The 14,139-nt window shown below is 38.0% G+C and carries 10 protein-coding genes; 2 read left to right on the top strand and 8 right to left on the bottom strand.

From position 1 onward, the window contains the following. Nucleotides 1-37 precede the first annotated feature (37 nt). The gene (locus tag BQ7997_RS08195) at nt 38-2,569 is read right to left on the bottom strand and encodes an ATP-dependent Clp protease ATP-binding subunit (RefSeq protein ID WP_073345361.1); all 2,532 of its coding nucleotides are present in this window, start codon (nt 2,567-2,569) and stop codon (nt 38-40) included. 357 nt (nt 2,570-2,926) lie between these two features. Here BQ7997_RS08195 and gyrA point away from each other — a divergent pair, with 357 nt between their 5' ends. Both gyrA and BQ7997_RS08185 read left to right on the top strand, forming a co-directional pair. Next, entirely contained in the window at nt 2,927-5,503 is a 2,577-nt protein-coding gene (gyrA, locus tag BQ7997_RS08190; RefSeq protein WP_073345358.1) for a DNA gyrase subunit A, read from the top strand. 32 nt (nt 5,504-5,535) lie between these two features. Further along, the gene (locus tag BQ7997_RS08185) at nt 5,536-6,750 is read left to right on the top strand and encodes a tetratricopeptide repeat protein (RefSeq protein WP_073345355.1); all 1,215 of its coding nucleotides are present in this window, start codon (nt 5,536-5,538) and stop codon (nt 6,748-6,750) included. A 245-nt stretch (nt 6,751-6,995) separates the two neighbouring features. Here BQ7997_RS08185 and BQ7997_RS08180 read toward each other — a convergent pair whose 3' ends face one another. From BQ7997_RS08180 to BQ7997_RS08150, 7 genes are all read right to left on the bottom strand, one after another. Further along, on the bottom strand, nt 6,996-8,117 hold the full coding sequence (locus BQ7997_RS08180) for a universal stress protein (protein ID WP_073345353.1): 1,122 nt from the start codon (nt 8,115-8,117) through the stop codon (nt 6,996-6,998). Nucleotides 8,118-8,194: 77 nt separating this feature from the next. Further along, nucleotides 8,195-8,485 carry a hypothetical protein gene (locus BQ7997_RS08175; RefSeq protein ID WP_022138231.1) on the bottom strand — a complete coding sequence of 97 codons (291 nt, stop codon included), beginning with the start codon at nt 8,483-8,485 and terminating at the stop codon, nt 8,195-8,197. A 126-nt stretch (nt 8,486-8,611) separates the two neighbouring features. Then, on the bottom strand, nt 8,612-9,439 hold the full coding sequence (locus BQ7997_RS08170; protein WP_073345350.1) for a tetratricopeptide repeat protein: 828 nt from the start codon (nt 9,437-9,439) through the stop codon (nt 8,612-8,614). Nucleotides 9,440-9,457: 18 nt separating this feature from the next. Further along, complete coding sequence (locus BQ7997_RS08165; RefSeq protein ID WP_073345348.1) at nt 9,458-11,293, bottom strand: BatD family protein; 1,836 nt, start codon at nt 11,291-11,293, stop codon at nt 9,458-9,460. A gap of 31 nt (nt 11,294-11,324) precedes the next feature. Then, nucleotides 11,325-12,047, bottom strand: coding sequence for a tetratricopeptide repeat protein (locus tag BQ7997_RS08160; protein ID WP_195407311.1), 723 nt, complete (start codon nt 12,045-12,047; stop codon nt 11,325-11,327). A gap of 8 nt (nt 12,048-12,055) precedes the next feature. Next, complete coding sequence (locus tag BQ7997_RS08155) at nt 12,056-13,084, bottom strand: VWA domain-containing protein (protein WP_073345345.1); 1,029 nt, start codon at nt 13,082-13,084, stop codon at nt 12,056-12,058. Between the two features lie 46 nt (nt 13,085-13,130). Next, on the bottom strand, nt 13,131-14,114 hold the full coding sequence (locus BQ7997_RS08150; RefSeq protein WP_022138236.1) for a vWA domain-containing protein: 984 nt from the start codon (nt 14,112-14,114) through the stop codon (nt 13,131-13,133). Nucleotides 14,115-14,139: the final 25 nt, after the last annotated feature.

The raw sequence follows: 14,139 nt of genomic DNA, 5'->3' as shown, positions 1-14,139 counted from the left end.
ATGACATATTTAAGATTCGCTTATTCTGAAAATAATTCTACTCCGCAGCAATAACTTTCATTTCAAGTTCACCTTTTTCTTCATTGAGAGAGACTTGAATATTATCTCCTTCCTTCAAGGATGAAGAAATGATAAGCTCGGACAGGCCATCTTCCAAATAAGTCTGAATTGCTCGTTTTAAAGGACGGGCGCCATATTGCACATCATATCCTTTACTTGCGATGAATTCTTTTGCTTTATCTTCAATAACAAGCTTGTATCCAATGGATTCAATCCTGCTATGCAGCCCTTTCAACTCTATGTCTATAATCTTTGTTATAGCATCCAAAGAGAGTTGGTCGAATGTGATAATTTCATCCACACGATTAATGAATTCAGGCGCGAATGATTTATTCAAGGCCTTTTGTATTACACTTCGCGAGAACTCTTTATCATCCAGGCGGCTTTGTGTCGCAAATCCGACACCTCGTCCGAATTCTTTTAACTGACGGGTTCCAATATTGGAAGTCATGATAATAACGGTATTTTTGAAGTCTACCATTCTGCCATAACTGTCAGTCAAACGACCTTCATCCATCACCTGAAGCAGGATATTGAATACATCAGGATGTGCCTTTTCTATCTCATCAAGCAATACGATAGAGTATGGTTTGCGACGAACTTTCTCAGTCAACTGACCACCTTCTTCATATCCTACGTATCCTGGAGGCGCTCCGACCAATCGTGAAACTGTGAATTTCTCCATATATTCACTCATGTCTATGCGAATCAATGCATCGGCAGATCCGAACATATATTTGGCCAACTCTTTTGCTAAATGGGTTTTACCAACTCCTGTCGGGCCTAAGAACATAAATGTACCAATCGGCTTATTAGGATCTTTTAGTCCTACACGGCTTCGCAAAATCGCTTTCACCAACTTCTCTATGGCTGTATCCTGCGCAATGACTTTGGACTGCAAGTCTTCTTTCATACCTGCCAGTTTAATGCCTTCAGCTTGAGCCATGCGTTGCACGGGGATACCTGACATCATTGAGATGACATTAGCTATTTCTTCTGCATCCACAGTTTGTCTGTTCTCCTTGAGATTAGCTTCCCATTCTTTCTTCATCTCATCCAATTGGAGAGAGAGTTCTTTTTCCTTATCCCGGAAGCTGGCTGCAAGTTCGAAATTCTGTGATTTTACAGCTTCATTTTTCTTGTTTTTAGCTTCTTCGATCAGTTTTTCCTGTTCTTCTATCTCTTTAGGGACATTGACATTGGTTAGATGTACCCGTGAACCGGCTTCGTCCAAAGCGTCAATGGCTTTATCTGGGAAATTACGATCTGTGATATAACGATCTGTCAGCTTGACACATGCTTCAAGGGCTTCATCTGTATAATATACATTGTGATGATCTTCGTACTTGTCCTTGATATTACGCAGAATCTGAAGCGTTTCTTCAGCAGTAGTAGGTTCTACTATTACTTTCTGGAAACGACGTTCCAAAGCGCCATCCTTTTCGATGTTCTTGCGATATTCATCCAAGGTGGTGGCACCAATACACTGTATTTCTCCTCTTGCCAATGCCGGTTTCAGCATATTTGCAGCATCCATAGAGCCTGCTGCCGAACCTGCACCTACAATCGTGTGAATTTCGTCAATAAACAAAATCACATTCGGATTCTTCTGCAACTCATTGAGAATGGAACGGATACGCTCTTCAAACTGTCCACGGTATTTGGTTCCTGCCACGACAGCTGTCATATCGAGGGCTACCACTCGTTTGTCAAACAGAATTCGTGAAACCTTTTTCTGGATGATTCGCAAGGCAAGTCCTTCAACGATAGCAGACTTTCCGACACCCGGTTCGCCGATCAGAATCGGATTATTCTTTTTACGACGACTCAAAATTTGAGCCAGGCGTTCGATTTCTCTTTCTCTGCCGACTACAGGATCCAATCTTCCTTCTTCTGCCGCTTTTGTCATATCCGTACCGAAATTATCGAGTACCGGTGTGTCATTGGACGGCTTTTTTGAAGCAGTTTGTGCCTGCTGACGTTCTTCAGAACCACCTCTGCCACCTGAACGGGGAGAGGACATTTCTTCGTCATCATCATCGTCCTCTGTAAAACCCATGCCTGAGTTGATATCAGGCTGCAACGTAGCTTGTTCCAATACTTTTGCGTAATTTATATCATTTGCTTCAAGTACGGAAGCTGCCATATTATTTTTCTCTCTTAAAATTGCTAACAGAACATGTTCTGTATCAGCGATGTTACTTTTCATTCCACGTGCTTCTAAAATACACATTTTTAATATCTTTGCCGCATCATTGGACAACGGCACCTCTGCATCAGGCAGTAACATATCATCAGCTTCTGCCTTCAATTGAGTTTCAATCTGCTGCTTGATTATAGCCAAATTGGTGTTGAGTTTAGACAATATCTCGATAGCTTTTCCTTCACCGTCACGGAGCATTCCCAGAAGCAGGTGTTCAGGGCCTATGTACCTACTTCTCAACCGATTCGCTTCTTCCTTGCTATAGACGATAATGTCGGAAACTCTTTGTGAGAATTGATTATTCATACTTATTCCTTTTCTTCTAAGGGTTATTCACTGGCAAATATACGCATTAAATCAGGTTTGTATTGCAATATTTGCTTTATTTCTTATATCTACAAATGGCGTGCCATAAAAACAGTGTATTTGCATTATATATATAAGGTATAACAAACATTCAGGCATTTTTTCCTGATATTATACTGTCTTTATACCTTATATTTATTGTTTTTCTCCTTTTGTTTTCGTATTTTAAAGCTTTGCCGGACATCGTTCCGGCCATAATAAAAGTTTCTTCCCAAAAACTTTCGTATATCCGGGAAAAGTAGTACTTTAGCGTGGTTTTTCACAAACCGTAGAATGTATAATTAATAATCATTTTAAATGCTTGAACAAGACAGAATTATAAAGATTAACATCGAGGAGGAAATGAAGTCATCGTACATTGACTACTCCATGTCGGTCATAGTTTCACGTGCCCTTCCGGATGTTAGAGATGGATTTAAGCCCGTTCACCGTAGAATTTTATACGGAATGATGGAATTGGGTAATACTTCAGACAAACCTTATAAGAAATCAGCGAGAATCGTCGGTGAAGTACTTGGTAAGTATCACCCTCACGGAGATTCTTCTGTTTATCTTGCAATGGTGCGTATGGCACAGGAATGGGCAATGCGTTATCCATTGGTAGACGGACAGGGTAACTTTGGTTCGGTGGACGGTGATAGTCCTGCGGCTATGCGTTATACCGAGGCCCGTCTTAATAAGTTGGGTGAAGCAATGATGGATGACCTGTATAAGGAAACTGTCGATTTCGAACCTAACTTTGACAATACGTTGGTTGAACCGAAAGTAATGCCGACCCGTATTCCTAATCTTTTAGTAAATGGTGCATCCGGTATTGCTGTAGGTATGGCTACCAACATGCCGCCTCATAATCTTTCGGAAGTAATCGATGCTTGTGATGCATATATCGATAATCCGGAAATTACGGTAGAAGAGTTGATGGAATTTGTTAAAGCTCCAGACTTTCCTACAGGCGGATATATATATGGTGTAAGCGGTGTTCGTGAAGCATATCTGACAGGTCGTGGACGTGTAGTTATGCGTGCAAAAGCTGAAATAGAAACCGGACAGACGCATGATAAGATCGTAGTAACCGAGATACCGTATAATGTAAACAAGGCAGAATTGATTAAATACATCGCTGACCTTGTGAACGATAAGAAAATAGAGGGTATCTCGAATGCGAATGATGAGTCTGACCGTGACGGTATGCGTATAGTTATTGACGTGAAACGTGATGCAAACGCAAGTGTAGTGCTGAATAAGCTCTATAAGATGACAGCTTTGCAGACATCTTTCGGTGTGAATAACGTTGCTCTGATTCACGGACGTCCGAAGACTCTGAATCTGAGAGATTTAATTAAATACTTCATTGAGCATAGACATGAAGTTGTTATCCGTCGTACACAGTTTGAACTCCGCAAGGCAAAAGAGCGTGCACACATTCTCGAAGGTTTAATCATAGCTTCGGACAATATTGATGAAGTAATCCGTATTATTCGTGCAGCTAAAACCCCCAATGATGCTATTGCAGGCTTGATAGAGCGTTTCAACCTGACAGAAATTCAGTCTCGTGCCATTGTAGAAATGCGTTTGCGTCAGTTGACTGGTCTGATGCAGGATCAGCTTCATGCAGAATACGAAGAAATAATGAGGCAAATTGCTTATTTGGAAAGTATCCTGGCTGATGATGAAGTATGCCGCAAGGTAATGAAAGAGGAATTGTTAGAAGTAAAAGCGAAATATGGCGATGAACGTCGTTCTGAAATTGTTTATTCTTCAGAAGAGTTTAATCCGGAAGACTTCTATGCGGATGACCAGATGATTATCACAATCTCTCATATGGGATATCTCAAACGTACACCGTTGACTGAATTCCGCGCACAGAACCGTGGTGGAGTAGGTTCCAAGGGTACAGAAACCCGTGACGAAGACTTTGTTGAGCATATTTATCCGGCTACCATGCACAATACTATGATGTTCTTTACACAAAAAGGTAAGTGCTATTGGTTGAAGGTATATGAAATACCTGAAGGAACGAAGAATTCTAAGGGACGTGCTATCCAAAACTTGCTGAATATTGATTCTGACGATAATGTAACAGCATACTTGCGTGTCAAGAGCCTGGAGGATTCTGAATTTATTAATAGCCATTATGTATTGTTCTGTACTAAGAAAGGTGTAATAAAGAAAACACTGCTTGAACAATACTCTCGTCCTCGTCAGAACGGTGTAAATGCAATTACTATTCGTGAAGATGACAGTGTTATTGAAGTTCGTATGACGAATGGAAACAATGAGATTATCATTGCTAATCGTAATGGACGTGCAATTCGTTTCCATGAAGCAGCAGTCCGCGTAATGGGACGTACTGCGACGGGTGTACGTGGTATTACATTGGATAATGATGGTCAGGACGAAGTTGTTGGAATGATTTGTATCAAGGATTTGGAAACAGAATCTGTAATGGTTGTTTCTGAACAGGGATATGGAAAACGTTCTGAAATCGAAGATTACCGTAAGACTAACCGTGGCGGTAAGGGTGTCAAAACCATGAATATTACGGAGAAAACAGGTAAATTGGTAACAATCAAGTCTGTTACAGATGAAAATGACTTGATGATTATTAATAAGTCTGGTATCACTATCCGTTTGAAAGTGGAAGATGTTCGCATCATGGGACGTGCTACGCAAGGTGTTCGTCTTATTAATCTTGAAAAACGTAACGATCAGATCGGTTCGGTATGTAAGGTTATGACTGAAAGTCTTGAAGATGAAATACCGGCAGAAGAAACAGAGGGAACTATTGTGAGTGATCCAAACGCAGATGCTCCCGATGTTGAAGATGTAGCTGACGTTAATGAAAACGAAAGCAACAATGAAATTGAGGAATAGACATAATATTAATAATTAATCAAACAACAATCATGAAAAGAGTATTATTTTCGATGGTTTTATTGATGGCTGTTAGCTTCTCATTCGCTCAGATGAAGAATGTGAAAGAAGCAAAGAGTATTGCCAATGATGTAAAACCTAATTTTAAGCAGGCTGAACAGCTCATTAAAGAAGCTATGAAGAATCCTGAAACAAAGGATCTTGCTGACACATGGGACGTTGCTGGATTTATTCAGAGACGTATCAACGAAGAGCAAATGAAAAATGCTTTTTTGAAAAAACCGTATGATACATTGAAAGTATACAATAGTATTTTGAAAATGTATGAGTACTATACAAAATGCGATGATTTGGCACAAGTTCCTAATGAAAAAGGTAAAATTAAAAACAAATATCGCAAGGCAAATGCTTCCAGCATGTTGGCTGAACGTCCAAACTTGATTAATGGTGGTATCCAGTATTTCAATTTGGATAAGAATAAAGAAGCTCTGAAATTCTTCGCAACATACGTAGAATCAGCTTCTTATCCGATGTTAGCTGACAAAGAAATTGCTAAAACTGATACTCTGCTTCCACAAATTGCTTATTATGCAACATTGGCTGCTGATAGAGTAGGTGATAAAGACGCAATCATCAAATATGCACCTGCGGCTTTGGCTGATAAAGACGGTGGTAAATTTGCAATGCAGTTGATGGCTGATGCTTATAAAGCTAAAGGTGATACTGCAGCATGGATCAAGGCTTTGGAAGAAGGTATCCTAAAATTCCCGGGAAATGACTATTTCTTTGCAAACTTAGTTGATTATTATAATAGTTCTAATCAAGCTTCTAAAGCAATGGAATTTGCTGATAGAATGTTGTCTAATGATCCTAACAACAAACTGTATTTGTATGTAAAAGCATATCTGTATCATAACATGAAGGAGTATGATAATGCAATCGAATACTATAAGAAGGCTATTGCTGCTGATCCGGAATATGCAGAAGCATACTCTAACGTTGGTTTGGTATATTTGATGAAGGCACAGGATTATGCTGACAAAGCTACAACAGATATTAATGATCCTAAGTATGCTGAAGCACAGGCTGTAGTGAAAAAATTCTATGAAGAAGCTAAACCCTTCTATGAAAAAGCCAGAGCTTTGAAACCTGATCAACAAGATTTGTGGTTGCAAGGTCTTTACCGAGTTTATTATAACTTGAATATGGGGCCTGAATTTGAAGAAATTGATAAGTTGATGAAATAATCATCTTTCTGAATAAATCTGAATAAAAAAGATAAAGAAGGTTACTTGTAAAATAGTAACCTTCTTTTTTTATTTCATTTTTTGAGAAGGATCGTTTTGTAGTTTCGGCTTTCCAACAATTGATGGATAATAATTTTTGGATGACACAAAAACAGAAAAGGAGCAAAGTATGAATTTGCTCCTTTTCTATTAAACATAATATTGATTATTCCCTCATCGTGAATCTCTTTTTATATCCGTTTTGATCATCCATTAATAACTAGTAACGGTGTATCAGAGTGAAATATCATCTTTCTGGCAATACTTGGATTAAATAAACGCGCGAATATATTTCTTTTATATGAAGTTAGTGTGATTATATCTATTTGATTCTCTTTGATATATTGATCAAGTCCTTTTAATAAATTATCACTCATTACAACATCATAATGAATTTCAAGCCCCGGATATTGTTTATGGAAATATTCTTTTATTCCTGCAAGTTTTATTTCATTCCAGGTATCTTTGGATTCGGTAAGATGTATCAAAGATACTGAGAAATGGAATGATTTCCAAGTATTGAAGAATGCTTCAAATGCAATTAAATCTCTTTGGTCGAAATTAGTTATGAAAGCAATATGTTTGACTTCACTGAATTGTTTGAATGGTGTATTTTCAGGAATGGCCAACACTGCAGTACGACTTCTCTCAATAACTTCAGCGGTTACACTGCCAATCAAATCAATATCTTTTTGATTCTTGCCCCGAGTTCCCATGATAATCACAATGGGACGTTGCTCTTTGGCATATCTAAGTATTTCTTCTTCAGGAATACCTTCCCGAAGAATACAACTATATTTGATATCAGGAAATTCTCCTGAGGCAATTTTTTCTTTTATTTTTGTAGATAAAGCATTGAGATCTGAATGTACCTTGTGAATAATAGTTTTCACAGTTTCTTCATCTCCAACCTGATAATTGAAAACATCCCCATATGGCAATGATGATGCATATATAGGCGTAAAATAAACATGTAATAAGATGACTTCTGCATTTTCTGTTTTCGCCAAATTAAAAGCAAATTCACACGCTTTCATCGAGTAATTAGAGAAGTCAACAGGGATTAAAATCTTATTCGATTTGTTTTCAACCTTAGGCTCCTTCTCTCCCACTATACTTTCGGATAGCCAGGTCGAACTTTCTGTTATTTTTAGTGCACGTGGTAAATCACTTTCCTTAATTCGTAAGCGAACACCCGAAGAAACAACCGGTTGTATTTGGTTTACGTTATGAATGTATGTTTCAATACCTTCATTTTCAAGGACATTCTTTAATATCTGAGCTTTGGTATACGTCAGAATGGCTAGGGTTACTAATTTGTCTTCCATAAATGTACATTTTTGAAGGGTGAACAAATAAGAAATCCCAATTGTTTGCTCAATTGGGATTCAGAGTTTGTTATATTTTAAACTTGCACAGATTCGGTAGCCTGTTCTTTTTGCATTCTCATATTCAATTCATCCAATATCTTTAAAGCCCGATCAAGAACTGTCGTATCATCCAGCATTACAAGCCCACCATCCGGACCGGGCTCAAGATGTATTCCGACGCTTTTTCCTTCCTTGAAATTGTGGCCGCCAAAGAAGTTTCGCACAGTATCTACGTGCAAACCAAGTTCGTCTGCTATTCTATGCATGCTACCGCTAGGCAATGAATCTTTAATCTTACGAAGTTCATTAAATGTTATTGTTCTCATGTCTCGTAAATTTAATGGTTAATACTATGTGATTTTTTTATCACGCTATAAACTTAAGCAAAAAAAAAGATAAAACAAATTATTTGCTTATCTTTTTTCTGAATTTATTAAATCTTTTATTTAGCTCTATATCACCTCAATAGCGGAAGCCGGCACCCAGCCTACTTTTCCGTCCTCCAAGCGAATTTCTTTCCATTCTTTCATCGAATTGTCCTTGATGCTTACCTTTCTTCCTTCATGGAGAATAAATAAGCTAGTGCCACTTTCACTGGGAGTACTTCGAACTGTGACACTTGGATTCATAACAATTGCTTCATTCCGGTTTACTAAATGTTCTTTTTGCTCTGAAGCAAAAAGATTAGTACATATAGTAATAATCAAAAAGATGATTCCTGATATAAAACCGGCTTTCTTCCACATAATCTGTTTAGAGAATATGAAGAAATAGAGTGCAACAATGAATAAAATAAAAGAGATGATTCCCCATGTTGCCCATGCATCTACACTCATACTATTTATCAAAGACTTAGTCCATGAGACAAAGAATACTTCGGGAACTGGTTCTACTTTATCTATTGTTTTGGCACGTGCTACTTCAAGATTAGCACGAATGTCATTATTACCGGGTTGTAATAGTAAAGCACGTTCATAGTTGAGGACTGCTTTTGCTATTTCTCCTATTTTATAATAACTATTTCCCAGGTTATAATAAACGTCAGCAGCTTCTCCATTCTTTAACAGCGTTTCGTATACTTGAATAGCTGTGGCATAATCTTCCTTTATGTATGCGGAGTCCCCTTCAGCTTTTGTAATATCACCGGGTGTATCATTAGAGAATATAGTAGAACCCGCATGGATAGAATCGTTAACTTGTATAGAATCAATGTTTTGTGAATTCTGTCCAAAACAAGTCACCGACATTAATATTAATATAAAAAATAATATTTTTTTCATAACACAATCTCTTCTTGGTTAATGTTTTATTGAATTCTCCATTTTGCTTATTACTTCTATTGAAGATGAATAAACTTTATCCATAGCCTGATTTTCATCTCCTGGAGCGAAACGGGCAAATTCACAGTCATTCAGTGTATTCAGGAATCCTTTAATTAGTTCCTCATTCACTCCATGGTTTCTCAGTTTTTCTTCGATATTATCTTTGGATAAACGGGATACCGGAATATTTAACTTATCACTAATATATCCCCATAATGCTTTCAGAACCTCATCATAAAAAGCATCCTTCTTGTTTTCAGAAAGTAGCTTACCTGCTAATTTCATACGTTTTGTAGCGACTTTATTAGCTTTCTTTGTCCGCACCTTGGCAACATTGGCATTCTCTGCTGCTTGTTTACGATAAATAATAAAGAAGATAATAAAGGCAAGAGCCGGAATAATATAGAATAACCAATAGGTCATTGAACCGTAGAAGAAACTACCTTTAGGTTGAAGCGTTACCTCGTTTTGCTTGATATAACGTATATCTTCTCCTAATACTTTCAAGTCTTCTTTATTAGTAAAGTTTGCAATCACTTGATCTGCATTTCCTGCACCCTTCTCAATATTCACTACATACTCTTCCGTTTTCAGAGTTTTATATGATTTGGAACGAATATCGAAATAACTGAAAGATACTCCCGGAATCTTATAAGTCCCGGCATGTCTGGGAATTGCCAGATACTCAATTACTTTATTACCAGTAAGTCCTTCACGGGTCAATCTAACCTGATTGTCTACTTTGGGGTCATATACTTCGAAATCATCCGGGAATTTTATTTCCGGATTAGAAATCAACTTCAAGTTTCCTGTGCCGGAAATAACCAGTTTGATAGTAATAGCATCATTGGTTTTCAACTCTTTGCTATTAATAGATGAAGAAATGGTAAACTCTCCTACACCACCAGAGAAGTCTGACGGCTTACCGGCTGGAAGTGGATTGACATTTATTGCTATCTTAGGAGTGGCGATATTTTTCTTTATTTCCACCACACTACTTCCACCATTAAAAAATGCATCGAAAGGATCGGCTGATTGTACAGGTTTTCCTACTGTCATCTGAAATTGAGCCGGATCTATATATAGTTTGCCTGATTGTTGTGGAAAGAGTACAAACTGACGATAAACTGTTGTATAGTAATTACGTCCCTGATAATGTTCAGGAGTCCATTTAGCATTTGTTGTCATTTCGATTTCCTGTGAATGGAAACCTTTAAAATCAGGGAGCTTGGCATTATTTAACTGCAAATTTGACTCTCTGGTATAGATCTTATATGTCAGAACAAATGCTTCCTGTTCGAATACATTGGTTTTGCTGGCAGTTGCAGTGATAAATAAGTCCTGATTAGATACAGTCGTACCGGACGAAGAATGTATGGAAGAGTTGTTATTACTGCTACCGTTTTGACCTCCATTACTGCTTTGATCTTGTGGCAGTACTTTAATTTTTACCGAGTTCGATACCATTTGATTACCATCGGCTACAATCGAAGCACCACTAATCGTGTATTCACCGGCAGTATTAGCCATTAATATATATGTAAATGTAATACTACTGGTAGATGTAACATTACCATTTATAATTTGGGTACTACTTTGCTGTGAACGGCTCGGTCCCATCAATACATCGAATCCCTTAATTGAGGGAGCCTGAAAATCTTTAATTTTCTGTGTAGTTACAGTGTAAGACAGCCTGAATTGATCGCCTACTACCACTACGTCAGGAGCAGAAGCAGTAAAAGACACTTTGTCAGCCAATGCTTGAGTGCCATATGCTATCAATGCCATCAATATAATAATCAGTTTTTTCATTGCTTATGAAATTTATATCGTCAACTTTATATTACCAATCTTTTTCTAAACGACCACCCTGCAATACTTTCTGTTGTTTCTTTACTTTATCCTGCACGTCTTTTTCATCCTGCATCACAGAATTCAGCAATTGTTCAGCGTTCTCCTTCGACATCTGATTATTTTGTTTTTCAGATTTAGGCGGTTGTTGCTGATCTTTCTTTTCATCTTGCTTCTGGTCGTTTTGCTGATCTTTATTTTGGTCTTGTTTTTGATCTTGCTTTTGTTGATCTTTGTTTTGATCCTGATTCTGGTCTTGATTCTGCTGGTTCTGTTGTTGATCTTTCAACATTTTTTGGGCAAGAGCCAGATTATATCGCGTTTCATCATCTGTAGGATTATTGCGCAATGACATCTTGTAGGCATCCACAGCTTTTGCATAATCCTTGCCAGCCTGGAAAAGTACTCCCATGTTATGGTAAATGTGCGCCAGTTTCATTTTGTCTTTTTCTATATTGCCAGCAGCCACATATTGCTCCATAGCATCCTGAAACTTTTGCTGTTGTGAAAGCGTATTACCCAAATTGTACATGGATACTGAAGATTTAGGATTTACTTCCAGAGCTTTCCGGTAGTTTACTTCTGCATCCACAAATACACTATCATTAAACAGGCGGTTTCCTTTACGGATATAGTCACGTTCTGCTTTCTGCGCTGAAACAGCAGCAGCCGATAGCAGAAGCACAACGAATAGAATATATTTACTTTTTAACATGCGCATAACTATTTCTTATTAGAAAACAGATGAATGTTCTTAAATAAAGGATTTTTGCGATCCAAAATTAATATTTCTGCCAATAGCAATAGTAGAATAATCCATGCAATTGCCTGGAATTGTTCGTTGAACTCTGTGTATACTTTAGACTCTACATCAGATTTTGCCATTTTGTTCACTTCTTGATTAATAGCTTTCTGTGCCGAATTAGAGTTGTCTACCCGTACATATATACCTTTTCCTTCTTTGGCAATTTCCTGACACATAGCTTCATTCAGGCGGGTAACAATTACATTACCATCCCGGTCGCGACGATAATCATTTGTACCCTCAGCCGGTATAGGAGCTCCATCAGGCATACCTACTCCCAATACATTCACTTGGATACCTTTTTCTGCTGCAGCTTTAGCTGCTTCCACTGCGCCGCCTTCATGGTTCTCACCATCCGTAATAACAATGATGGCACGCCCTACTCCTTCTTGAGGAGTGAAACTACGGGCGGCCAAATTGATTGCCTCTCCGATAGCTGTACCTTGTTTGGATATTAATGAAGGATTTATAGACTCCAAGAACATCTTTGCGGAAATATAGTCACTGGTAATCGGTAATTGGGTGAATGCGTCACCGGCAAAAACAATCATGCCGACTTTATCATTATCAAGTTCATCTACCAATCTGGATATCAGTCTTTTTGCTTTCTCCAAACGACTAGGTTGTACATCCTGAGCAAGCATAGAGTTTGAAATATCCAATGCGATAATCACTTCCACTCCTTTACGCTTTACCGTTTCCAATTTAGAACCAAATTGAGGACGTGCTAATAGTACTGAAAATAAGCCGATAGCAGTAAATAAGATCCAGAATTTTACATCCGGACGATATTTAGAGACGTCAGGCATTAATTGAGCCAACAAAGCAGGATCACCAAAACGGCGAATATTCTTCCTTCTTTTGTAATTGGAATACAAGTAGAAAGCTGCTAAGAAAGGTAATAGCAGCAATAAATATAAATATGTAGGTTCTCCAAATCGAAACATCTTCTTTACTATTTTATGATTGACAAATTACAATTGACAAACCACCTTACGGAATTTTCTTGAGTATTGAATTACGTAGCAATACTTCCAATAGCACGCAGAGGAAAGCAGCCAATGCAAACCAATGATACTCTTCATCGCGTTTGCTGTACTCTTTTACGTTCAGTTTGGTTTTCTCCAGTTTATCAATTTCCTCATACACTTCTTTTAGTTTCGAATTACTAGTTGCGCGGAAATAATTACCATCTGTTGTTCCGGCAATCTGCGTCAATGTCTTTTCGTCGATTTCCACCGGCATATTGACATATTGCACAGTATTTCCGACCGGATAAGGGTAAGGCGCCATTCCATTTGTTCCCACACCGATAGTGTATACACGAATTCCAAAACTCTTGGCTATTTCGGCAGCTGTCATCGGAGAAATATCTCCTTTGTTATTAGTACCATCCGTCAACAAGATGATAACTTTCGATTTAGCTTTACTATCTTTCAGGCGGGTTACAGCATTAGCTATCCCCATACCTACCGCAGTACCATCTTCGATAAGGCCACATTTGATATTATGAATCATATCCAGTAATACAGCATGGTCTACAGTTAATGGGCATTGAGTGAAAGTCTCACCGGCAAATAATGTAATACCGATATTATCATTGGGGCGTCCATTAATAAACTCTGCTGCAACATCCTTCGCAGCTTCCAGCCTATTAGGTTTCAAATCTTCAGCCAGCATACTGGTGGAAACGTCGATAGCCAGCATAATATCAATTCCTTCTATCTCGCTGTTTTGCCACTTATTAGTCGTTTGTGGGCGTGCAAGAACCAAAATAACCAATACTAACGCTATGATACGTAGTAGAAATGGAGCATGCAACAAATAATTCTTATAACTTTTGGGTGTATGCGCATATACCCTGGCATCAGAAATTTGAAGAGTAGCTTCACTTTTTCTTTGCTTCAGAATATACCATACAATATAAGGTATAAGTAATAATAGCAAAAACAGATATTCAATATTGGCAAAAACCATTTTATTTATGATTTAACAGTTTACT

Source organism: Bacteroides congonensis (assembly GCF_900130125.1).
In the GTDB taxonomy this organism is placed as follows: Bacteria; Bacteroidota; Bacteroidia; order Bacteroidales; family Bacteroidaceae; genus Bacteroides; species Bacteroides congonensis.
Note: the sequence above shows the minus strand (reverse complement) of the source record. Positions and strands in the feature narration are given on the sequence as shown.